The organism is Duganella sp. GW821-FHT01E12 (assembly GCF_059422325.1).
In genome coordinates this window covers 200,439-223,781 of the sequence record NZ_JBWKWR010000001.1, presented here as the reverse complement: position 1 = coordinate 223,781, position 23,343 = coordinate 200,439, and the positions used below count along the sequence as shown (strand labels likewise).

Sequence of the window (23,343 nt, the reverse complement as noted above, 5' to 3'; positions counted from 1 at the left end):
TATGAGTTTAACCGCCGCCCCCGACTCGACCGCCGTCACACCGCCGCCACCGCGCAAGCCGCACGCATCCACCGTGAGCACGGTGCCGTCCCATACCTTCATCGACGCCAAGGTCACGCCTGGCGAGGGCGAGTTGATCTACTGGCCGGAACAGAATGCGTTCCTGGCCTTGTACCCGCCCGAGTTCCTCGATTTTCACTACGAGGCGGACGAGCACAGCAAGAAAATCGCCGCGCTGCAGGCCGCCAACCAGAAAGTCACCGAGGCGGCCGTGGCGATGCGGGCGGCGCAGAAGAGCAATGTCGCCGCCGACCTCAAGAAGGCCGAGGCCGAACTGAACGCCGCGCTCGACGAGATGCAGAAAGCCAGCGAAGAGGTCAAGAAGAAGCTGGAGCCGTTGTCGAAGCTTGACGCCAAGGCCGGCGTGAAGATGGTCGAACTGGTGTCGCTGCGCACGCCGAAATACAAGGACAAAGGCAAGGGCGTGCCGATTTACGTCACCAGCGAGCGCTTGAAAAAGGTGTTGGCGGAAAAGCGCATTTATGTGGTCGGCGGCGAGAAGGCCAAGCGCGACAAGGACAAGGTCTTCAAGGACGGCAAACTCAACACGACCGAGATCAAGCACCGCATCGCCGAGAAGGCGCAAGACCAGGGCTTCAAGAAGGAGTGGAAGTTGAAGCCGGGCGACGCCGAGGAATACACCGGCGTGTTGACCGAGTGGGCTAAGACCATGAACGGCGACATCGCCAAATTCATCGAACGCAATGTCGATGACGTGCAAAAGAAATTTAATATCGATCCCAAAGACCCGCATCGCAACATCGACCTGGCGGTCGACGCGCAATTGATGCGCTACACCGCCGGGGCCGGCTTGGAAGTCAACTTCAAGCCGTTCCGGGGCAACCTGTTCGACCAGCGCGACCGCACCTGGCCGGATCGCCTCAAGCGCGGCCTGAAGTCGGCGGACATGGGCATCAAGGCCAACGCCAAGGCTGCGTTCGCGGTGGCCGAGGGGCGCGTGCACACGGAGCTGTACTGGCCGCATTACGCCGGTTGGCACGCGACCATGGATGTGGCGGGCGAGGCGGTCGAACTGGGATATTGGCGCCTGTATGGCGAACTGGTGTTATCGGGCAGCGCCGGCGCCAGCCTGGCGGTGGAAGTCGATGTGGAACTGTGCCTGACCGGTGGCAAGCAGGGCGTGCGCGGCATCCCGCCGGCGAATAAAAAGAAGAGCGGCGTCAAGGCGCGCGCCGGCGCCAGCGGCGACCTGCAGGCCTTTGCCGGCGCGACCGCCGGCGTCGATGCCAAAGGTGCTTTGCAATGGCTCAATCCCGAAGGCGCGGAGAGCGACGGCAAGCCCTTGAAGGTGAAGGCGGGCAAGGCGGTCGCCGAATACAAGGACATGGCCAAGGTCGACGCCGGCGTGGCCGGAACGGCGGGCATCGGCGTCAAGGGCAGCTTCGCGATCAAGCACGAAGAAGGAAAATTTGTGATCTACGCAAAGATCGGCGCCTGCCTGGGGCTGGGTGGCGACGGGTCCATGAAATTTGTGGCTGCCTATGGCATGATCGGCGAATTTTTCAAATGCGTGGCCTATCATTTGAAGCGCATCGACTACCACAAGGTCGGTGACATAATTGACGAACGCACTTATAAGACGTACTGCCAAGTCAAATATTTGATGGTTGCCGCCGGCCGTCATATTGACGAATTTGTAGAGAAAGGCATGGATGAAATTGCGTCGGAATTCAAGAACGCGGTAGAAAAAATAGATGAAGCGATTGAGCGCGGCAGCGAGGCTGGAAAGGAGTTCTTGCAGCGTATTCGCGTTGAATTGGAAAAAGAAACATCTAGCTGGTTTAGCTATGCTCCGCCGGAGGTCTCCGGGCAGATTGCCAGGCAGGTTGCTGCTGCTGGCGGTAGCCTCGATCCGTCGATGCGCCAGGATGCGCCTGTGTTGATGGCCATGATACTCGGGGCACCACAAACCATGAATCACTTAAGCACAATAGCGGAACGTATGACACTCGCTATGGGCGACAAACAGAATGAGGCGGCTGGTTTTGCTGAGATTAACTCTTGTATAGCCGGTACTCGCTACGCCGCTTGTCTGAAGGATGCTCAAGACAGACTGGCACAGGCAGAACCGCTGTTGAGCCTGCCATTCATCTGGAACAGTTCCCCAGAGTTTATCGCTGCCACGCATGTCATTGAGCATTCAATGTATGCGTAATGCCGTCACCGGCCTAAGCGAATGCAGCGGAACGCATTGCTCGCGTAGTTGGAGTAGGTCGTGTATGGAATTTCTCTAGTGGGCTCTTTTTTGTCAGCTGGATAAAACGTCCATGTCCCGGTTGGTGGGTTTTCTTTCGGTGTCCAGCGTTTGAATGTCATGGCGCTTGAATCGCTGCCGGCGAATCCCCGTGCGACATGGCGGGTCCCACTGGCTGGGCCAGTTGGATTTTTCTTTGGTGAATTGCGGTAGTAATCTTTGTCATACCAGTCTTGTGTCCATTCGTGCACCCCTGCGCTCATGTAATAAATTCCAGCCGGGTTGGGGGGGAAACTTGATACCGGAACGTATCCGCCCGCCGCTTCCATTTGCTCGAATGAGGGCAGATTTTTTCCAGGTTCGGATTCGCCGTTGTTAGTCGGATATACATGGCGTTTGCCCCCACTGCGCGCGGCGTACTCCCATTGCGCTTCGGTAGGGAGGGCAAATGGCTGTCCGGTTTGTTTTGACAACCATGCACAATAGTCAGCCGCACCTTGCCACGTAACGCCGACTGGATTATCCGCTTTCCGGTGTGTTCGATCAGCATTGGATTGATTGACGCGCGGCAGGCGCAGCGCTGCAGTGAACACGTCAAACTCGGCGTAGGTGACGGGGTACTTACCGATAGAAAAACTATCGAGCGTCACTTTGTGCAGTGGCTTGGAGTCGAACGAACCGTCGAACGGCAGCCCACCCTTGTTGACCTCGGCGCCCCAGTCGCCCATGTCAAACGTGCCGCCTTTTAAAAAAACGAGATTCTTTTGGGCCGTGGCCAGGAATTCCTTCATCGCTTCTGCGCTGGGAACGGGATCCCGCAAGTTCCCATCCGGCATAACCTCGACCGTGCCATTGCGCGTGCTGTCCGGCGTTTGCGCCAGGACGTTGGATAGCGTTGCTGCAAGAAAGATAGTGCCGACGAAGGCGGGATTGAGGCGCATTGTTCCTCTGTTTTTGAGGTTAAGTAATGGATCCGATTATCCCATCAATGGCGCTGCGGGCGGATTCGATTGGGCGGCGCGAGCGCTGCCTTCTCCTTCGTGCGCAGCAAGCTGGAGGCCGCTACGCGATAATAGCTATCCCCTTTGCCCATCCTATAGCTGAAGACTATTGAAACTATTGGAACAATCAATTTTGCAAATGGGGCAAAAGCCCTTAAACTGGCGTCTCAATGATTCACAACCCAACGAGGAAACCACAATGTCTCTGATCAATACCCAAATCAAACCATTCAAGGCCACCGCATACGCCAACGGCAAGTTCATCGACCTGAGCGAAGAGTCCCTGAAGGGCAAGTGGTCCGTTCTGATGTTCTACCCAGCCGACTTCACCTTCGTGTGCCCGACCGAACTGGAAGACCTGGCCGAGCAGCAGCCTGAATTCGCCAAGCTGGGCGTGGACGTGTACGGCGTGTCGACCGACACCCACTTCGCGCACAAGGCATGGCACGACACCTCGGACGCGATCAAGAAAGTGAACTACCCGCTGATCGGCGACCCAACCGGCACCCTGTCGCGCAACTTCGAAGTGATGATCGAAGAAGAAGGCCTGGCGCTGCGCGGCACCTTCGTCATCAATCCGGAAGGCTTCATCAAAGTGATGGAAGTGCACGACAACGGCATCGGCCGCGACGCTTCCGAGCTGCTGCGCAAAGTCAAGGCCGCCAAGTACGTGGCCGAGCACCCAGGCCAGGTTTGCCCAGCCAAGTGGACCGAAGGCGCCGCAACCCTGACCCCGTCGCTGGACCTGGTCGGCAAGATCTAAGTCTTGAAGCAGACTGCAGCACACAAGTAATACCGCGATGCCGGTCCGGGCGTCCGGCCCGGCATACGCCTAAATATTTGTAAAAAGGAAGAAAAATCATGTTAGATGCAACTCTCAAAACCCAGTTGAAAGCCTACTTGGAAAAAGTGGTGCAACCGATTGAGATCGTCGCTTCTCTCGATGACAGCGCCAAGGCCCGCGAGATGGAGGAACTGCTCCAGGAAATCGTCCTGTTGAGCGACAAGATCACGCTGGTGCAGCGCACCGACGATGCCGTACGCAAGCCGTCGTTCAGCATCAACCGCCCCGGCACCGACATCGGCGTGCGATTCGCCGGCGTGCCGATGGGCCATGAATTCACCTCGCTGGTGCTGGCCCTGCTGCAGGTGGGCGGCCACACCATCAAGTTCGACGAGGCCGTGATCGAGCAGATCCGCAACCTGGACGGCGATTACGTCTTCGAAACCTTCATCTCGCTGAGCTGCCACAACTGCCCGGAAGTGGTGCAGGCGCTCAACGCGATGGCGGTGATCAACCCGCGCATCAAGGTCACCACCATTGACGGCGGCGTGTTCCCGCAGGAAGTCGAACAACGCCAGATCATGGCGGTGCCGATGATGTTCCTCAACGGCGAGCACTTCGGCCAGGGCCGCACCAGCGTCGAGGAGATCCTGGCCAAGCTGGACACGAACGCCGGCGCCCGCCAGGCCGCCGAGCTGAGCAAGAAGGACGTGTTCGATGTGCTGGTGATCGGCGGCGGTCCCGCCGGCGCGGCCGCGGCCATCTACGCCGCCCGCAAAGGCATCAAGACCGGCGTGCTGGCCGAGCGTTTCGGCGGCCAGGTGCTCGATACGCTGGCGATCGAGAACTTCATCTCGGTCAAGGAGACCGAAGGTCCGAAGTTCGCCGTGGCGCTGGAGCAGCACGTCAAGGAATACGACGTCGACATCATGAACACCCAGCGCGCCGCCAAGCTGGTGCCGGGCAAGCTGATCGAGGTGCAGACCGCGACCGGCGCCACGCTGAAAGCCAAGTCGGTGATCCTGGCCACCGGCGCCCGCTGGCGCGAGATCAACGTGCCGGGCGAGAAGGAATACCGCAACCACGGCGTGGCCTACTGCCCGCACTGCGACGGCCCGCTGTTCAAGGGCAAGCGCGTGGCGGTGATCGGCGGCGGCAACTCCGGCGTGGAGGCGGCGATCGACCTGGCCGGCCTGGTCAAGCATGTGACGCTGATCGAGTTCGGCGCCGAGCTGCGCGCCGACGCGGTCCTGCAACGCAAGCTGCGCAGCCTGGCCAACGTGACCGTGATCGTCTCGGCGCAGACCACCGAGATCCACGGCGACGGCAAGATCGTCAACGCCCTGAGCTACACCGACCGCGTGTCGGGCGAGGCGAAGAAGGTCGAGCTGGAAGGCGTGTTCGTGCAGATCGGCCTGGTGCCGAACACCGAATGGCTGAAGGGCACGGTGGCGTTGTCGCGCCACGGCGAGATCGAAGTGGACGCGCGCGGCCAGACCTCGATCCCCGGCGTGTTCGCGGCCGGCGACGTCACCACGGTGCCGTACAAGCAGATCATCATCGCCACCGGCGAAGGCGCGAAGGCGGCCCTGTCGGCCTTCGACCACCTGATCCGCTCGGACGACGTGGAAGTGGTGGCCGAAGCGGCCGAGCAGCAGGCGCTGACCGCGTAAGCGTTCGTAGCAAAGCAAAAGGGCCGCTACGACAGCGGCCCTTTTTTTATGCCAACATTGGGGTCAAGTCTGACATTCGGACACGGGCTCTGCCGTAGCGGTCGCTACGGCAGAGCCCGTGTCCGAATGTCAGACTTGACCCCACCTATGTCAGGTCGGCGCTGGCTTGCCGGGTGCGCAGTTCCATGGCGTTGCGGTGGCGCGCGCGCAGGCGCGGGTCGGTGATCAGCCGGCCCAGCGTTTCGCCGATCACCATCACCACGCCCAGCAGCGGCAGCACCAGCATCAGCCCCGCCACACCCGCCACCGAGCCGCCGATGAAAATCATCAGCACGGTGATCAGCGGATGGATGTGCAGGCTGCGCCCCAAGGTCATCGGCATGAAGACGAAATCGTCCAGCAGCCGCACGGCGATGAACACGCCGATCGCCATGTAGGCCACCGCCGGCTCGGCCGGCGCGTCGGTCGAGGCCACCATCACCACCAGCACGCAGCCGACGATGGAGCCCACGTACGGCACCCACGCCAGCATCGCCGCGATCAACCCCAGCACCAGCGGCGACGACACGCCGATCGCCCACAGGCCGATGGCCAGCACGGCCGTGTCGAGGATGGTCAGCTTGATCAGGCCCTGGAAGTAGCGGTGCGCGGTCTGGTCCACCTCGTGCAGCAGGCACAGGGTCTTTTCAAAGAAGGCGTTGGGCACGGCGCGCGCCAAAAATTTCTTGAAGCGCAGGCCGTCGCGCAGGAAGAAGAAGGTCAGGAACGGCGCCAGCAGCAGCGACGGCAGCCACGCCGCCACCGACACCAGAATGTCGGTCAGGTGCTTTTGCACGAAGGTGCCGGTGAACGCGCTCACCCGGCTGTTGACCGTGCGCGCCAGCTTGATCTGCCTGAGGATGGGGAACTCGCGCTCGAGCGACAGCATCGTGTGGCGCACGAACTCCAGCCCGCCGGTCAGGTATTTGCCCAGCATGTCCTGCCACGAGTCGGACGGGCCGCTGTCCCAGAAGATGAACACCAGCCCGGCCATCGCCAGCAGCAGCAGGAACACGCCGCCGACGATCAGCGTGGCGGCGTTGTGGCTCAGCCCCATGCGGATCAGGCGCTGCATCGGCGGCTGCAAAATGTAGTACAGCACGATGCCCAGCAAAAAGGGGATGGCCAGGAACAGCATTTGCTGCAGCAGGAACAGCAGCACGCAGGTGGCGGCGATGATGCCGCTCCAGACCACCGGCCCGGCCCGCTGCTGGGTCGGCAGGAAGTTCATATCGCCTCGATCTGCGGCTTGCCGCTCATCCAGTCGCGCAGGCGCCCGCCGATGTGGCGCGCCAGGGCCAGCGAGATCTTGTAGCCGATCACGGCGTCGGTCTCCATCAGGCCCATGAAGTCGGCGCGGAAGAACACCGCCAGCTCGCAGTTGTCCAGCGCGCGCGTCTGCGCGTTGCGCGGCGTGTTGTCGAGCAGGGCCAGGTCGCCGAAGAAGGCGCCGGCCGACAGCTCGGCCACCACCTCGCGCGTGGCGCCCAGCTTGCGGCTGATGATGACCCGCCCCGACATTACCAGGTACAGCGCCTGGCCTTCCTCGCCCTCGTCGAAGATGATCTCGTCGGCCAGGTAGCGCCGTTCGTGCATCAGGCCGTCGACGATCTTCAGTTCGAGCGGCGTCAGCGTGGCGAACAGCGCCGATTCCTTCAGGCGCAGCAGGCGCGGCGACAATGCGGGCGATTTCAGGAAACCAAACATCAGGGGAACTCCGTGCGGGAATGCGGGCCGGGCCGGCTCAGCTCATCATTCCCATGATAACTTAAAGTTGCACGGTGGCGGACAGCGGCAGGGCCGGGTCGAGGTGGCTGGTGAGCAGGATGCACTGGCGCGCCAGCCGCTGCGGCGCCGACAGTTGCTGCCGCAGGTAGGCCATGGCGTCGGCGTCGAGGCCGTTGAACGGCTCGTCGATCAGCAGCAGCCGCACCGGCAGCGCCAGCGCCAGCGACAGCTGCATCTTCTTGTGCTGGCCCAGCGACAGCGTGGTCACCGGCTGGTCCAGCGTGTGCCGCAGATGGAAGGCCTGCAGTTCGGCGTCGAGCAGCGCGGCGTCGGTGCCGGGGTACAGCGACAGGTGCAGGTCGAGGATTTCCTGCACGGTCAGCCACGGCAGTTGCGGCGTGTCGCCGCCGCAGTAGTAGCACTGCAGCCGGTAGGCCAGCGGCTGGGCCCGGATGTCGATGCCGTCCAGCGTGATGACGCCGGCGTGCGGCGTCAGCGCGCCGCCGGCCAGCTTGAGCAGCGTGGTCTTGCCGGCGCCGTTCTCGCCGCGCAGCCAGGTGACGCCGGCGTCCAGCCGCAGGTCGAAGCGGCGGAACAGCGGATGGCTGGCGTATTCGAAGGTCAGTTGTTCCATGCGCAGCACGGGCTTCAGTTCCATAATTCGCTTCCAATGGCGGTGAGGATGATGATGGCGCTGATGACCAGCCCCACGCGGCCGCGCACGCTCAGGCGGCGCAGCACGATGATGGCGGCCTGGGCCAAGCCGGCAAAGCACAGCCAGACGGTGGCCACGGTGGTGCTGTAGCCGGCGGTCGTGGCGCGGCCCAGGTGGCCCAGCGTCAGCAGCGCGAACCAGGCCATCACGGCCAGGCCGGGCAGCAGCGCCGACCAGCGCGCGAAGCGGAACAGGCGCTCGATGGGCACCGGCCATGCCGCCGCGACCGGACGCAGCAGCGCGATCTGTTCGGTGACGGCCTTGTCGCCGCGGTCGGTCAGCAGCATCAGCAGCAGCGCGGCGTTGAAGCCCCACAGCGCCGGCGGCACCACGGGCGGATGCCACAGCCACGTGCCGATGCCCAGCGCGGCGCCCAGCAGCAGCACGGTCTGCTGGATGCCGACCACGCTGTCGGCGCGCCAGAACGGCAGCCAGAACAGCTGGCGCCAGTGGTGCGGCGCGTTCCAGCCGTGGCGCGGCAGGCGCGGCGCGTAGGGGCCGGGCGGCGGCCGGTTGGGATCGAGCTTGGCGGCGGCCGGCATGCGGCAGCGCCGGGCCAGCACCAAGGTCGAGACGATCCAGCCCAGCAGCAGCGAGCCGATGGTCAGCAGCAGCGCCTGCGGCGCCACCGGCCGCAGCCAGTCGGGCCATTGATACAGCCAGATCGCGGTGGACAGCGCGTAGGCCAGGCCGAGCGGGACGATGATCATGCCGGCCACGGCGATGTTGGCGCCCCATTGCCAGCGCGCGGGTATCGGCAGCGGACGGCACCACTGCAGCACCTGCGCCGGCAGCAGCCGCTTGCGCAGCAGCCACACCGGCGCGCTGGCGATCAGCGCCTGGCCGGCGAACAGGCCCAGCGCCTGCGGCCACGGCCGCGTCGCCGCGAACAGTCCCGGCAGCGCGAGGCAGGCGACCAGGCCCACCAGCACCTGGCCGAAGCCGAGCAGGATGTATTCGAGCGAAGTGGTGAAGCTGGCCACGAACTGCAGCATCGCCTGCCGCGCCATGTGGACGCGGAAACGCAGATAGGGAGGGAAGGACGTGGTGGAGAGAATCATGCCGGGAGGATAACACCCGATGCGCAAGCCCAAGCTTAATCGCGGATTAATCGGCGCGGAAATGATTAAGGGCCCGACGAATCGGGCCCTTAAAGGAATTTGGCGGAGCGGACGGGACTCGAACCCGCGACCCCCGGCGTGACAGGCCGGTATTCTAACCAACTGAACTACCGCTCCAAATTTCGTTTTTCTGTTTTCCTGGTGGGTGCTGAGAGGGTCGAACTCCCGACCTACGCCTTGTAAGGGCGCCGCTCTACCAACTGAGCTAAGCACCCAGAAAACATATCAGCTTTGCTTCACTACTTTGTTGCAACTGCTGAACGAGGCCGTATTCTACAAGGTGCCTAATCCGTTCCGCAAGGGTTTTTGTAAATTATTTAGAAAATTTGTTTGCGGCCCCGATCCGGTGTCACCATGGCTGCACGCCGAACACCCGGAATAAGGACCCCTCCCATGCAGCTTGACGACCGCCATCTCGATCCCCTGTACCGCCGCGTCAGCTGGCGGCTGATGCCTTTCCTGTTCCTGTGCTACGTGGCCGCCTACCTGGACCGCGTCAACGTCGGCTTCGCCAAGCTGCAGATGCTGGCCGACCTGCGCTTTTCCGACACCGTGTACGGCATCGGCGCCGGCATCTTCTTCATCGGCTACTTCCTGTTCGAGGTGCCGTCCAACCTGCTGATGACGCGCACCGGCGCCCGCATCTGGATCGCCCGCATCATGATCAGCTGGGGTTTGATCTCGTCGGCGCTGATGCTGGCCGACAGCGTGGCGACGTTTTATGTGCTGCGCTTCCTGCTCGGCGCGGCCGAGGCCGGTTTCTTCCCCGGCATCATCCTGTACCTGACCTACTGGTATCCGGCCCGCCGCCGCGCGCGCATGGTGGCGCTGTTCATGAGCGGGGTGGCGGTGGCCGGCGTGGTGGGCGGGCCGCTGTCGGGCTGGATCATGCAGGCCTTCGCCGGGCGTTATGGCCTGAGCGGCTGGCAGTGGCTGTTCCTGCTCGAAGGCTTGCCGTCGGTGCTGATCGGCGTGTGGACGCTGTTCTATCTGGACGACGGCATCCGCGCCGCCAAGTGGCTGGGCGAGGATGACAAGCGGCTGCTGGAGCGCGCCATCGCCGAGGACGGCCGGCACCAGCAGCGCCTGCCGCTGGCGCGGGTGTTCGCCAGCGGCACGGTGTGGCTGCTGGCGCTGGTGTACTTTTTGTTCGTGATGGGCTTGTACGGCGTGAGCTTCTGGCTGCCGCAGCTGATCAAGAACAGCGGCGTCAAGGACGTGTTCGACATCGGCCTGCTGACGGCGATCCCGTATTTGGTGGCGGCGCTGGCGATGGTGCTGGCCGCGCGCCATTCGGATCGCAGCGGCGAGCGGCGCTGGCACGCGGCCGCAGCCGCCGTGGCCGGCGCGCTGGGCCTGGTGGTGGCCACCGTCTACAGCGACAACACCGTGATCGCCATGGCCGCGCTGAGCGTGGCCACGGCCGGCATCCTGAGCACCTTCCCGATCTTCTGGAGCCTGCCGACCGCGATGCTGGGCGGCGCGGCGGCGGCGGCCGGCATCGCGCTGATCAATTCGGTGGGCAACCTGGCCGGCTTCGCCAGTCCCTACCTGGTCGGCGCCATCAAGGACGCGACCGGCAGCACGGCCAACGGCATCTATCTGCTGGCGGCCAGCCTGGTGGCCGGCGCCGTGCTGGTGGTGGCGCGCCGATTACCTGGGACGTAATCGCCGTCGCGCAGCGATTTCCGGACAATGGTTTCCGTCGCTTCGACATCAACCACCCAAGGAGATCAGCATGCACACCCCAGCCCACATCGCTCACCAATACCTGGCCGTCTGGAACGAACGCGACGCCGCCGCCCGCCGCGCGCTGGTGGCGCGCGCCTTCGCGCTGGACGCCCGCTACCTCGACCCGATGATGCGCGGCGCCGGCCACGACGGCATTGACGCCATGATCGCCGGCGCGCAAGGCCAGTTCCCCGGCTACCGCTTCGAACTGGACGGCACGCCGGACGGCCACAACGACGTGGTGCGCTTCTCGTGGACGCTGGCCGTGCCCGGCGGCGCGCCGGTGGCGCACGGCACCGACGTCGCCGAGCTGGGCGCGGACGGCCGCCTGACCCGCGTCACCGGCTTCCTGAACGCGGCCTGAACGCGGCCGGGCTATCATAGCCGGACAAGGAGACCCGCATGCCCGCATCGCATCCATCCGGCGCCCACGGCGCGACCGATTATTTCAGCGACTTCGCCGCCGCGCTGAAGTACTGGCGCGGCAAGCGCGGCTACAGCCAGCTGCGCCTGTCGGCCGAGAGCGAGATTTCGCAGCGCCACATCAGCTTCCTGGAAAGCGGCCGCTCGCAGCCCAGCAAGGACTTGATCCTGAAGCTGGGCATGGTGCTGGAGATTCCGCTGCGCCAGCGCAACGTGATGCTGCTGGCGGCCGGCTACGCGCCGGCCTACCAGGAGCGCAAGCTGTCCGATCCGGAGCTGGGCGCGGTGCGGCGGGCGCTGGACTTCATGCTGGCGCAGCAGGCGCCGTATCCGGCGCTGGTGGTGGACCGGCTGTGGAACCTGGCGCTGGCCAACGCGCCGGCGGCCGGCATGATGCGCTGGCTGCTGGGCCTGCCGCCGGACGCGGTCCTACCCACCGACGGCTCGGTCAACGTGCTCAGGCTGATGCTGGACCCGCGGGGCGCGCGCCCCTACCTGCTCAACTGGGAGGAGGTGGGCGCCGACCTGCTGCACTGGATCCAGCGCGAGGCCATGGGCGACGGCCCCGGCGGGGCGGCCGCGCTGCTGCTGGACGAGCTGCTGGCGCTGCCCGGCGTGGCCGGCATGCCGCGCACGCCCAACCTGGACCGCCGCGCCCTGCCCTTCCTGCCGGTGACGCTGCGCAAGGACGGCGTCGAGCTGAAGCTGTTCACCACCATCGCCACCTTGGGCACGCCGCACGACGTCACCGTGCACGAGTTGCGCATCGAATCGTTCTTCCCGGCCGACGAGGCCAGCGCGGCGTGGTTCCGCGCGCGCGCCGGCGCCGGTTAGTCTGGCGGCATGGCGTCCAGGATGTCGCGCACGCCGCCGGCGAAGATCTGGCGGGTGAGGTCGGCGTCCAGGTAGCGCAGGTAGATCTGCTGCACCGTGCCGTCGCCGACGATGGCGCGCAGCGCCTCGATGTAGCGCCGCCGCTGCGCCGCCGGCACCTGCCTGGACACGTAGATGCCCACCATCGCGCGCGGCGATTCGGCGAAGGTGGCGGCGCGCATCTTGCCCAGCAGGTGGAACTGGCGCTGGTGCAGCACGTGGATGGCCGGCGGCGCCAGCGTGCCCTCGGCGCGGCCGGCCAGGATCTTGCGGAACACCACGCCGTAGTCGTTGACGTATTCCAGCCGGCCCAGCTTTTGCAGCCGGTCCATCTGCGCCTGCGTCGCCGGGGAATACGCGATGCTGCGCGCCACGTTCAGGCGCGCCGTGCTGTGCTCGACAAAATCGGCCAGGCTGTGGAACTCGCCGGCGCTCTGGTTGAGCAGCACCAGCTCGAACTGGGAATAGGTGTAGGGCAGCCACACGCCGTGATGGTCGCGCTCGGCGTTGCGCAGCGCGGCGCCGGTCACGTCCAGCCGGCCGCTGAAGAATTGCGCGTACATCCGGCCGTGCGGATACCAGCCCAGCTGGAAGGCGCAGCCGCTGCGCCGCGTTATCTCGTCCAGCAGGTCGGCCGTGATGCCGCGGATGGCGCCGCCGTCGCGGTAGGAGGCGTAGCCGAGGTCGCTGAGGCCGACGCTGGCCGGCGCGCAGCCGCCCTCCGCCGCCCGGGCGGCCGGGGCGGCGCACAGCAACATGCCCAGCAATACGGTGGTCAGGCGCTTGGTCATGGCGGCCGGGGGAAGCAAGCGGTTTCTCCAGTCTAACATCGGGGCGCGGCAAAAGGTGGGGTCTTGCGAACTGAGGCGTTTCCATGGATACTGTATGCATTCACAGTAATTTCATCCGCATCATGGTCGACCGCCCGCGCCGCATTGCCCACCTCGACATGGACGCGTTTTATGCGTCCGTCGAGCTGTTGCGCTATCCCGAGCTGCGCGGCCTGCCGGTGGTGATCGGCGGCGGGCGCGACGCCCAGCCGGTGTTGCAGGCGGACGGCCGCCACACCTTTTCCCGGCTGCGCGACTATGTCGGCCGCGGCGTCATCACCACCGCCACCTACGAGGCGCGCGCGCTGGGCGTGGGCTCGGCCATGGGCATGATGAAGGCGGCCAAGCTGGCGCCTGACGCCATCCTGCTGCCGGTCAATTTCGACGCCTACCGCCAGATGTCGCGCCTGTTCAAGAACGCCGTGGCCGCCATCGCGCCGGAGTTCGAGGACCGCGGCATCGACGAGATCTACATCGACCTGACCCACGTGGAAGGCGAGACGCGCGAGCTGGCGCAGCGCATCAAGCAGGCGGTGCGCGACGCCACCGGGCTGTCGTGCTCGATCGGCGTGACGCCCAACAAGCTGCTGTCGAAGATCTGCTCGGACCTGGAAAAGCCGGACGGCCTGACGGTGCTGGGCCACGCGGACATCCCGGCGCGCATCTGGCCGCTGGGGGTGCGCAAGATCAACGGCATCGGCCCCAAGGCCACCGAGAAGCTGGCCGCGCTGGGCATAGACACCATCGGCCAGCTGGCGGCGGCCGACGCCGGCCTGCTGCAGGACCATTTCGGCGCGCACTACGCGGCCTGGCTGGCCGAGGCCGCGCACGGCATCGACCACCGCGAGATTTCCACCAGCTCGGAGAGCAAGTCGATCAGCCGCGAGACCACCTTCGAGCGCGACCTGCATGCGCGCCAGGACCGCGGCGCGCTGTCGTCCATCCTGACCCGGCTGTGCGACCGGCTGGCGGACGACCTGCAGCGCAAGGGCTACGTCAGCCGCACCATCAGCATCAAGCTGCGCTTCGACGACTTCCAGATCGTCAGCCGCAACGTCACCTTGCCCCAGCCCGTGGCGGACGCGGCCGGCATCCTGCAGGCGGCGCGCGAGTGCCTGAAACGGGTGCCGCTGCAACGCCGGCTGCGCCTGCTGGGGGTGCGCGCCAGCACGCTGGAGCCGCCCGGCGCCAGCCCGCAGGCGGCTGTGCCCCAGCAAGGCGAATTGTTCGCCTAGGCCAGCAACAGATTCGGTCCAGCGCCGCCGTCACCGTGTAAAATGGCGCTCCCCTGGCATTACTGAAACAAGGCTCAACACATGTGGTTCAAGAATCTACAGATTTACCGTCTGCCGGCCCCTTGGGCCTTTACCCCCGAACAACTGGAAGCGGCGCTGGCGCCGCACTCCTTCGTCCCGGCCAGCAGCAATGAACTGCTGCGCCAGGGCTGGGACCGTCCGCGCCCGAACGGCGGCCTGGTGCACGTGGTCAACCAGCAGATGCTGATCCTGCTGGGCACCGAGAAGAAGCTGCTGCCCAACACCGTGATCAACCAGGTGGCCAAGGCGCGCGCGGCCGAGATGGAAGAGGCGCAAGGCTTCGCCCCCGGCAAGAAGGCGATGAAGGAACTCAAGGAACGCGTGGCCGACGAGCTGCTGCCGCGCGCCTTCTCGATCCGCAGCAACGTCTGGACCTGGATCGATCCGGTCAACGGCTGGCTGGTGGTCGACGCGGCCAGCCCGGCCAAGGCCGACGAAGTGATCAAGCTGCTGCTCAAGGCGGTCGACAAGCTGCCGCTGGAAAGCCTGCGCGTGCAGCGCTCGCCGGTGGGCGTGATGACCGAATGGCTGCAGGCCGACGACGCGCCGTCCGGCTTCACGGTCGACATGGACACCGAGCTGCGCGCCACCGGCGAGAGCAAGGCGGCGGTGCGCTATGTGCGCCACACGCTGGAGGCGGACGAGGTGCGCCGCCACATCGCGGCCGGCAAGCAGTGCACGCGCCTGGCCATGACCTGGGACAGCAAGATTTCCTTCGTGCTGACCGAATCGCTGGCGATCAAGGGCATCAAGCCGCTGGACGTGATCGCGGAAAAGGAGTCGAGCACCCGCAACGACGAGGAACGCTTCGACGGCGACTTCATGCTGATGACCGGCGAACTGGCCAAGCTGATGGCCGACGTGGTCGAGGCCCTGGGCGGCGAAGCCAAGGCCTGAGCGCCGCGCCACAAAAGCCGTTGCCTGTTGGTTAAGGATGCCGCAAAGTCTTTGATTTTGCGGCATTTTTCATGTAATTTTTGATAAAAATCAAGGAAATAAATTCGTTGCTTTGTAGAAATTAGAGCGAATTCTGCTATAGTGAAAGGTGTTATCAAATAAGGAACTCGCGATGAGCACCTTCGTCCCCGTACTCTCCACCGACCAGATCGCCAACGTCCTGACCACCCAGGACCTGTCGTTGTGGACAAGCGAGGATATCGTCGCCTTGAGTTCGCTTCAGGTGCCGGCGCTGCGCACCGACCACCTGGCCGCGATGAGCAGCTACCAGCTGTCCTACCTGGCTCCCGGCAACGTCGCGGTGCTGACCACGCGCGACCTGGCCGCCATCCGGCCGGCCACGCTGAACGCGGTGGGCGCGCTGCCGTCGGGCTTCATGGGCGCGCTCACCAGCGCCCAGGTGGCCGCGCTGACCACCGCCCAGGTGGCCGCGTTGGGCACCCGCGCCTTCACCAGCCTGAGCAGCCAGGCCATCGCCGCGTTCGGAACGGCCGACCTGGCCGCCCTGAGCGTGGCCAACATCGCCAGCCTGTCGTCCGACCAGGTCGCCCTGATGAGCGCCGGCCAGTTGGGCGCGCTCAGCACGCGCCAGCTGGCCAGCTTCACCGGCGACGAGATCGCGGCCATCGGCACGCGCGGCATCGCCGCGCTGGGCACGCAGGCGATCGCCGCGTTGAGCACGGCGCAGCTGGCCGCGCTTGGCACCGATCAGGTGGCGGCGCTGGGCACGGCGCAGGCCGCCGCGCTGAGCGGCGCGCAGCTGAACGCCTTGTCGACCGACGCCGTCGCCGGCATGCAGACGGCCGACGTGGCCGCGCTCAAAAGCGCCGCCGTGGCCGCCCTGTCGACCCGCCAGCTGGCGGCGCTGAGCAGCGCCCAGCTGGCCGCGCTGACCACGGCCGATGTCGCCGCCCTCAACAGCGCCCAGATCGGCGCGCTGTCCGCCGCCGCGCTGGCCGGCCTGTCCGGCGCCGACCTGGCGGCCCTGAATCCGTCCGTGGTGCCGCAGTTGGGCACGGCGCTGCTGGCCGCGCTGAGCACGGCGCAGATCGGCGGTTTCGGCAGCCGCCAGATCGCGGCGCTGAGCAGCGCGCAGGTCGCCGCGCTGAGCAGCACCCAGCTGCAGGCCCTGAGCACGGCGCAGATCGCCGCGTTCGGTTCGCGCCAAGTGGCCGGCCTGTCGACCGACGACGTGGCCGCCCTCGGCAGCGCGGCCATCCGCGCGCTGAGCGTGGCCGCCGCCGGCGCGCTCGGTTCCGACCAGCTGGCGCTGCTGGGCGGCGCCGGCGGCAGCCTGTTCGGCGCCTTGGGCACGGCCCAGCTGGCCGCGCTGCGTCCGGCCGTGCTGGCCGGCCTGAGCACCGCCCAGGTGGCGGCGCTGTCGACCGCGCAGGCCGCCGTGCTGAGCAGCGCGCAACTGAACGCCCTGTCGCTGGCCCAGGTGGCCGCGCTGGAAACGGCCGACCTGGCCGCGCTGAAAACCGCCGCCGTCGCCGGCCTGGGCACGCAGCAGCTGGCCGCGCTGAGCAGCATCCAGCTGGGCGCGTTCACCACCGCGGAATTCGCCGCGTTGAGCAGCCGCCAGCTGGCCGCCCTGTCCAGCGCCGCGATCGCCGGCTTGCCGGGCGCCGACCTGGCCGCGCTGAATCCGGCCGCCATCGCGCTGCTGGGGCCGGCCTTGCTGGCCTCGCTGGGCAGCGCGCAACTGGGCGCGCTCGGCACCCGCCACTTCGCCGCCATGGGCAGCGAGCAGATCGCCGCGCTGAGCAGCGCGCAAGTGCAGTCGCTGTCGACGCTGCAGATCGGCGCGCTGGGCTCGCGCCAGGCGCAGGGCTTGTCGCCGGCCGACCTGGCCGCGCTCGGCAGCGCCGGCTTGAAGGCGCTGAGCACGGCCGCGCTGGCCGCGCTGAGCTCGGCGCAACTCGCTGAGCTGGGCGACGCCGCCGGCGGCAGCCTGTTCGGCCAATTGAGCACCGCCCAGATCGCCGCGCTGCGTACCGCCGCGCTGGCCGGCCTGAGCACCGGACAAGTGGCCGCGCTCACCACGGCGCAGGCCGCTGCCCTGAGCAGCGCGCAGCTGGCCGCGCTGTCGCTGGCGCAACTGGCCGCGCTGGCGACGGCCGGGATCGCTGCGCTGCGCACCAGCGCGGTCGCGGCGCTGTCGACCCAGCAGGCCGCCGCGCTCAGCAGCGCGCAGGTGACGGCGCTGACCACCGCCCAGATCGGCGTCCTGAGCAGCAAGCAATTCAACGCCCTCGGCGCGGGCGGCCTAGCCGGACTGGAGGCGGACGACTTCGCCGCGCTGTCCACCAACGCCATCGCCGGCCTGGCCGCCGCCAGCTTCGGCGCCCTGAGCACGGCGCAGCTGGCCGGCCTGGGCACGCGCCAGGTGGCGGCGCTGGGCACGGCGCAACTGGCCGCGCTCGGCAGCGACCAGCTGCACAGCCTGAACGCGGCCCAGGTGGGCACCCTCAGTTCGCTGCAAGCGGGCAGCCTGTCGGCCGCCGGCATCGCCGCGCTGAACCCGGCCACGCTGGCGTCGCTGCGCACCGCCGCGATCGCCGCGCTGGGTTCCGACCAGCTGGCCGCGCTGGGCCAGGTGCAACTGCTGACCACGGCGCAGATAGGCGCGCTGCGCAGCGCCGCGCTGGCCGGCCTGAGCACCGCCGAAGCCGTGGCCCTGAGCGCCGGCCAGGTCGCCGCGCTCGGCAGCAGCCAGCTGCGCGCGCTCAGCACGCAGGCCATCGCCGCCATGGAACCGCTGGACCTGGCCGCGATCCGCACCGCCGCCATTGCCGGCCTGAGCGCGGCCCAGGTGGGCGTGCTGTCGAGCAGCCAGCTGGCCGCGCTGACCATGGCGCAATTCCTGGCCATGAACGCCGCGCAGCTGGGCGCGCTGTCGTCCGACACCATCGCCGGCTTCTCCAGCGCCAATATGGCCGCGCTCGGCACGGCCTACATCGCCGCGCTCAGCCCGGCGGCGGTGGCCAACCTGAGCGCGCTGCAACTGTCCAGCCTGACCTCGCGCCAGTTCGCCGTGTTGTCGAGCGACCAGCTGGCTGCGCTGCGCACGGCGCAGGTGGCCGCCCTGGGCGTGCCGCAGATCCTGGGCCTGAGCTCGCGCAACATCGCCGGCCTCTCCAGCGCCGACGTGGCCGCCCTCAGCGCGGCCGCCCTGCAGGCGCTGGGCAGCTCGGCGCTGGCCGCGCTGCGCGCCGACCAGCTGGCCGCGCTGGCCGACGATCCGTCCGGCAGCCTGTTCGGCACCCTGGGCACGGCGCAGATCGCCGCGCTGCGTCCGGCCGCGCTGGCCGGCCTGAGCAGCCGCCAGACCGTGGCGCTGAGCACCGCGCAGGCGGCCGTGCTGAGCAGCGCCCAGCTGGCCGCGCTGTCGAGCAACGATATCGCCGCGCTGGAAACGGCCGACCTGGCAGCGCTCAAGACCGCCGCGCTGGCCGGCCTGAGCGCGCCGCAGGTGGCCGCGCTCAATAGCGACCAGGTGGGCGCGCTCACCAGCGCCCAGGTCGCCGCGCTCAACAGCAGCCAGATCCTGGCGCTGTCCTCGGCGGCCGTCGCCGGCCTGCAGACCCAGGACATCGGCGCGCTGGGCACGGCCGTGATCGCCGCCCTGCCGAGCGCCGTGTTGAGCGGCCTGAGCACCGCGCAAATCGCCGCGCTGAGCACGCGCCAGATCGCCACCCTGAGCAACGACCAGCTGACCGGCCTGAGCGCGCTGCAATTGGCCGCGCTGACCTCGGCGCAGCTGGGCGCCTTCGGTACGCGCCAGATCGGCGCCTTGTCGGCGGCCGCCGTGGACGCGCTCGACCCGGCCGCGCTGGCCGGCCTGAAGACCGCCGCGCTGGCCGCGCTGAGCTCGGCCCAGCTGGCCCAGCTGGGCAACGACGCGGCCGGCGCCAGCCATCTCGACCTGTTGTCCACCCAGCAGATCGCCGCCCTGCGCGCGGCCGCCATCGTCGGCCTGAGCACGCGCCAGATCGTCGCCCTGACCACGGCCCAGGCGGCCGCGCTGAGCAGCGCCCAACTGGCCGCGCTCGACACCGGCGACATCGCCGCGCTGGAGGCGGCCGACGTGGCGGCCTTGCGCACCGCCGCGCTGGCCGGCCTGACGACCGACCAGGTGCGGGCGCTGAGCGCGGCCCAGCTGACCGCCCTGACCACCCAGCAGCTGGCCGCCCTGAGCAGCCTGCAGCTGGGGGCACTGTCCAGCGAGACGCTGGCCGGCCTGTCCACCGCCAACCTGTCGGCGCTGACCACCGCCGCGATCGCCGCGCTGACCACCCGGGTGATCGCGCAACTGATGCCGGCCCAGCTGGCGGCCTTGAAATCGCAGCAGGTGGCGGCGCTGGGCAGCGACCAGCTGGCCGCGCTGGGCACGCAGCAGATCGTCGCCTTCAGCTCGGCGCAGCTGGCCGCGCTGGGCTCGAAACAAATGGCCGGCCTGTCGACCGCCGACCTGGCCGCGCTCGACAGCCGCGGCTTGCCGGGCTTGAGCACGGCGGCCATCGCGGCCCTGAGCGCGGCGCAGCTGGCCGCGCTGGGCGGGGTCGACATCGCCCAGTTCGCCTCGCTGCGCAGCGCGCAGATCGCCGCGCTCGGCACGGCCGCCCTGGCCGGCCTGGGCAGCGCGCAACTGGCCGCCCTGACCACCAGCCAGGCCGCGGCGCTGAGCAGCCGCCAGCTGGCCGCGCTCAGCACCGCGCAGATCGCCGCGCTGACGGGCGTCGACTTGGCCGCGCTGAAGACTGCCGCGATCGCCGCGCTCGGTTCCGACCAGCTGGCCGCGCTGGGCAACGACGCGGCCGGCGCCAGCCATCTCGATGTGTTGACCACGGCGCAGATCGCCGCCCTGCGCAGCGCCGCGCTGGCCGGCCTGAGCACGCGCCAGATCGCCGCGCTGAGCACCATGCAGGCGGCGGCGTTGTCGAGCCAGCAGGTGGCCGCGCTGTCGACCCGCCAGATCGCCGCCTTCGAGACGGCCGACCTGGCCGCGTTGAAGACCGCCGTCATCGCCGGCCTCGGCAGCGACCAGCTGGCCGCGCTCGGCAGCGCCCAGCTGGGCGCGTTGACCACCGCGCAGTTCGGCGCGCTGAGCAGTGTGCAGATCGGCGCGCTCAGCAGCCAGACCGTGGTGGGCCTGTCCACCACCAATATCGCCGCGCTGAGCTTGCCGGTGATTTCCGCCCTGGACGGAGCGCTGCTGGCGCACCTGAGCCAGGTCCAGCTCAACAGCCTGAGCACGCGCCAGATCGCGGCCCTGCAGAGCCAGCAGATCGCCGCGCTGGGCAGCGGCCAGGTGGGCGGCCTGACGCAGGCGCAGCTCGCCGCGCTCGGTTCGCGCCAGGCGGCGGGCTTGTCGACCGCGCACCTGGCCGCGCTCGATCCCGACCATCTGGTGGCCTTGAGCACCGCGGCCGTCGCCAGCCTGCGGTCGGACCAGATGCCCGGGCTCGGCGCCGACCAGAGCGGCTACCCGTGGTGGTTCAACGTGCTGGGCACGGCGCAGATCGCCGCCCTGGGCAGCAACGCCCTGCAGGGCATGAGCTCGCTCCAGATACAAGTCCTGGGCAGCGCGCAGGCGGCCGCGCTCAGCAGCGCGCAAGTGGCGGCGCTGTCGCCGGCGCTGCTGGCGGCGCTGTCCACCGCGGACATGGCGGCGCTGCGCACGGCCGCCATCGCCGGCCTCAGGACGGCCCAGGCGGCGGCGCTGGGCAGCCGGCAACTGGCGGCGCTCAGCACCGCCCAGGCCCGCGTGCTGAACAGCGCCCAGCTGGCCGCGTTGAGCACGGACGCGCTGGCCGGCCTGCAAAGCGCGGCCCTCGGCGCGCTCAGCACCAGCGCGCTGGGCGGCTTGTCCGGCGCCGATCTCGGCGCGCTGAGCCCGGCGCAACTGGCCGGCCTGACGTCGGCCCAGGTGGCCTCGCTGCGCAGCGCCCAGATCGACGGCCTGGGCACGCAACAGATTAACGGTATGAGCTCGCTGCAGATCCACGCGCTCGGTTCGCAGCAGCTGGCGCGCCTGTCGGTGGACGACGTGGCCGCGATCGGCAGCGCCAACCTCGGCGCGCTGAGCACGGCGGCCCTGGGCGGCCTGACGGCGGCGCAGCTGACGGCGCTGGGCGGCGCGGCGCAGCTGATCTCCGTGCTGAGCACGGCGCAGATCGCCGCCCTGCGCACCGCCGCGCTGCAAGGCTTGAGCGCGGCGCAGGCGGCGGCCTTGACCACGGCCCAGGTCGCCACGCTGAGCAGCGCCCAGCTGGGCGCGCTGCAGCTGACGGTGGTGGCGGCGCTGGAGACGGCCGACGTGGCGGTCTTGAAAACCTCGGCCATCGCCGGCCTCAAGACGCAGCAGGTGCTGGCCCTGACGGCCGGCCAGCTGGCGGCCCTGGGCACGGCCCAGGTGGCCGCGCTCAACAGCACCCAGCTGAGCATCCTGGGCGCCAGCCAGGTGGTGGCGCTCAGCACGGCCGACGTGGCGGCGATCAATCCGCTGCTGCTCAACGCCGCCGCACGCGACGGCAATCTGCTGGCGGCGATGAACACCGCCCAGTTGCGCGCGCTCACCACGGCGCAGTTCGCCGCGCTGAGTTCGGCCGCGCTGGCGCAGATCCAGGCCGGCGCGCTGGCCACGCTGGGCACGGCCGCCATCGCCGCGCTGGGCACGGCCGCGATCCGCGCGCTGCGCGACGACCAGTTGCTGGCGCTGGGCACGGCGCAGATCGCCGCGCTCAGCCTGGCGCAGATCGCCGCCCTGCAGCCGAGCGCTTCCGGCGCCGACCAGTTCACCTCGGCCCAGATGGTGGCGCTGTCGTCGGCCCAGGTGGGCGCGCTGAGCACGGCGCTGATCGCCGACCTGACGGCGGCCAACCTGGCCGCCATCGAGGCGCGCGACATGCCGGGCCTGAGCACGCGGCAGATCGTCGCGCTGTCGCCGACGCAGATGCAGGCGCTGCAGACGGCCCAGCTGTCGGCGCTGAGCACGACCCAGACGCATGCGATGAGTTCGGCCCAGTACAACGACCTGAGCGACGTGCAGAAGGCCGCCTTCAGCACGGCCCAGCTGCACGCCATGCCCTTCGTCACGCCGCTGGTGCTGGACCTGGACGGCAACGGCGTCACCACGCTGGGACTGGAGGCGGGCGTGCGGTTCGACCTGGCGGCCAGCGGGCAGGCGCGCGCCACCGGCTGGGTCGGATCGGGCGACGGCTTGCTGGCGCTGGACCGCAACCACAACGGCAGCATCGACGACGGCAGCGAACTGTTCGGCTCGGCCACCAGGCTGGCCGTCGGCGGCACCGCCGCCGACGGCTACCAGGCGCTGGCCGAACTGGACAGCAACCACGACGGCAAGGTCAGCGCGCTGGACGCCGGCTACGGCGACCTGCGCGTGTGGGTGGACGCCAACGCCGACGGCGTCAGCCAGGCGGGCGAGCTCAAGACGCTGGCGGACTTGCACATCACCAGCCTGAACCTGGACGTGCAGCAGGGCGGCGCGGTCGACCACGGCAACCTCGTCGGCCTGACGTCGAGCTACACCACCATCGACGGCCAGCAGCACGCGGCCGCCGACGTCTGGTTCCGCCAGGGCCTGAGCGCCCAGGTCAGCGGCATGGCGCAAGCGCTGTCCGCGTTCGGCGCCGGCGCGCAACAGCCGCCGGCCGCCGGCCCGGACCTCGGCCTGCCGCCCGGCGGCGCGCTGGCGGCCAACGCCGCGCGCATGGCCGATGTGCTGGCCCAGGTGCGCGAGCTGGGCCGGGACGCGGCCGGCGCGCCGGCCGACAGCGACCTGCTGCGCCTGAAGGCCCTGCAGGGCGCCGCCTGCCACGGCGTGCTGGCGGTGCCGAAATAGCCCGTCTGCG

General features: G+C 68.1%; 15 protein-coding genes and 2 tRNA genes. 9 read left to right on the top strand and 8 right to left on the bottom strand.

What is annotated here, in order from left to right:
• Position 1 precedes the first annotated feature (1 nt).
• A complete protein-coding gene (locus AC07WS_RS00775) occupies positions 2 to 2,236 on the top strand; it encodes a hypothetical protein (protein ID WP_494727262.1) in 2,235 nt (744 codons plus the stop codon).
• A 5-nt stretch (positions 2,237 to 2,241) separates the two neighbouring features.
• On the opposite strand, the gene AC07WS_RS00770 is transcribed toward AC07WS_RS00775, so the two are convergent.
• Complete coding sequence (locus AC07WS_RS00770; protein WP_494727261.1) at positions 2,242 to 3,216, bottom strand: formylglycine-generating enzyme family protein; 975 nt, start codon at positions 3,214 to 3,216, stop codon at positions 2,242 to 2,244.
• Between the two features lie 259 nt (positions 3,217 to 3,475).
• Between AC07WS_RS00770 and ahpC the strand changes: the two genes are divergently transcribed.
• On the top strand, positions 3,476 to 4,039 hold the full coding sequence (gene ahpC, locus AC07WS_RS00765) for an alkyl hydroperoxide reductase subunit C (RefSeq protein WP_117012162.1): 564 nt from the start codon (positions 3,476 to 3,478) through the stop codon (positions 4,037 to 4,039).
• Between the two features lie 98 nt (positions 4,040 to 4,137).
• Positions 4,138 to 5,733 carry an alkyl hydroperoxide reductase subunit F gene (ahpF, locus tag AC07WS_RS00760; protein ID WP_494727260.1) on the top strand — a complete coding sequence of 532 codons (1,596 nt, stop codon included), beginning with the start codon at positions 4,138 to 4,140 and terminating at the stop codon, positions 5,731 to 5,733.
• A 145-nt stretch (positions 5,734 to 5,878) separates the two neighbouring features.
• Here ahpF and AC07WS_RS00755 read toward each other — a convergent pair whose 3' ends face one another.
• From AC07WS_RS00755 to AC07WS_RS00730, 6 genes are all read right to left on the bottom strand, one after another.
• Complete coding sequence (locus tag AC07WS_RS00755) at positions 5,879 to 7,003, bottom strand: AI-2E family transporter (protein ID WP_494727259.1); 1,125 nt, start codon at positions 7,001 to 7,003, stop codon at positions 5,879 to 5,881.
• The gene (locus AC07WS_RS00750) at positions 7,000 to 7,482 is read right to left on the bottom strand and encodes a cyclic nucleotide-binding domain-containing protein (RefSeq protein ID WP_494728029.1); all 483 of its coding nucleotides are present in this window, start codon (positions 7,480 to 7,482) and stop codon (positions 7,000 to 7,002) included. Before AC07WS_RS00750 ends, AC07WS_RS00755 begins: the two co-directional genes overlap by 4 nt.
• A 58-nt stretch (positions 7,483 to 7,540) precedes the next feature.
• The gene (locus AC07WS_RS00745; RefSeq protein ID WP_494727258.1) at positions 7,541 to 8,158 is read right to left on the bottom strand and encodes an ABC transporter ATP-binding protein; all 618 of its coding nucleotides are present in this window, start codon (positions 8,156 to 8,158) and stop codon (positions 7,541 to 7,543) included.
• Positions 8,149 to 9,276 carry a hypothetical protein gene (locus AC07WS_RS00740; RefSeq protein ID WP_494727257.1) on the bottom strand — a complete coding sequence of 376 codons (1,128 nt, stop codon included), beginning with the start codon at positions 9,274 to 9,276 and terminating at the stop codon, positions 8,149 to 8,151. Before AC07WS_RS00740 ends, AC07WS_RS00745 begins: the two co-directional genes overlap by 10 nt.
• A gap of 100 nt (positions 9,277 to 9,376) precedes the next feature.
• A tRNA-Asp gene (locus AC07WS_RS00735) sits at positions 9,377 to 9,453 on the bottom strand.
• A gap of 22 nt (positions 9,454 to 9,475) precedes the next feature.
• Positions 9,476 to 9,551, bottom strand: a tRNA-Val gene (locus tag AC07WS_RS00730).
• 178 nt (positions 9,552 to 9,729) lie between these two features.
• Here AC07WS_RS00730 and AC07WS_RS00725 point away from each other — a divergent pair.
• From AC07WS_RS00725 to AC07WS_RS00715, 3 genes are all read left to right on the top strand, one after another.
• The gene (locus tag AC07WS_RS00725; protein ID WP_494727256.1) at positions 9,730 to 11,004 is read left to right on the top strand and encodes an MFS transporter; all 1,275 of its coding nucleotides are present in this window, start codon (positions 9,730 to 9,732) and stop codon (positions 11,002 to 11,004) included.
• Between the two features lie 70 nt (positions 11,005 to 11,074).
• Entirely contained in the window at positions 11,075 to 11,431 is a 357-nt protein-coding gene (locus tag AC07WS_RS00720) for a nuclear transport factor 2 family protein (RefSeq protein WP_494727255.1), read from the top strand.
• Positions 11,432 to 11,469: 38 nt separating this feature from the next.
• Entirely contained in the window at positions 11,470 to 12,324 is an 855-nt protein-coding gene (locus tag AC07WS_RS00715; protein ID WP_494727254.1) for a helix-turn-helix domain-containing protein, read from the top strand.
• On the opposite strand, the gene AC07WS_RS00710 is transcribed toward AC07WS_RS00715, so the two are convergent.
• Complete coding sequence (locus tag AC07WS_RS00710) at positions 12,321 to 13,172, bottom strand: substrate-binding periplasmic protein (protein WP_494727253.1); 852 nt, start codon at positions 13,170 to 13,172, stop codon at positions 12,321 to 12,323. The two genes, AC07WS_RS00715 and AC07WS_RS00710, sit on opposite strands and share 4 nt — an antisense overlap.
• A 104-nt stretch (positions 13,173 to 13,276) precedes the next feature.
• Between AC07WS_RS00710 and dinB the strand changes: the two genes are divergently transcribed.
• The 3 genes from dinB to AC07WS_RS00695 all read left to right on the top strand — a co-directional run bounded on the left by dinB (position 13,277) and on the right by AC07WS_RS00695 (position 23,333).
• On the top strand, positions 13,277 to 14,428 hold the full coding sequence (dinB, locus tag AC07WS_RS00705) for a DNA polymerase IV (RefSeq protein ID WP_494728028.1): 1,152 nt from the start codon (positions 13,277 to 13,279) through the stop codon (positions 14,426 to 14,428).
• An 81-nt stretch (positions 14,429 to 14,509) separates the two neighbouring features.
• The gene (locus tag AC07WS_RS00700; RefSeq protein ID WP_494727252.1) at positions 14,510 to 15,406 is read left to right on the top strand and encodes a recombination-associated protein RdgC; all 897 of its coding nucleotides are present in this window, start codon (positions 14,510 to 14,512) and stop codon (positions 15,404 to 15,406) included.
• A 172-nt stretch (positions 15,407 to 15,578) separates the two neighbouring features.
• Positions 15,579 to 23,333 (top strand): SPM autocatalytic domain-containing protein, encoded by a 7,755-nt coding sequence (locus AC07WS_RS00695; RefSeq protein ID WP_494727251.1) that lies wholly within the window; start codon positions 15,579 to 15,581, stop codon positions 23,331 to 23,333.
• Positions 23,334 to 23,343: the final 10 nt, after the last annotated feature.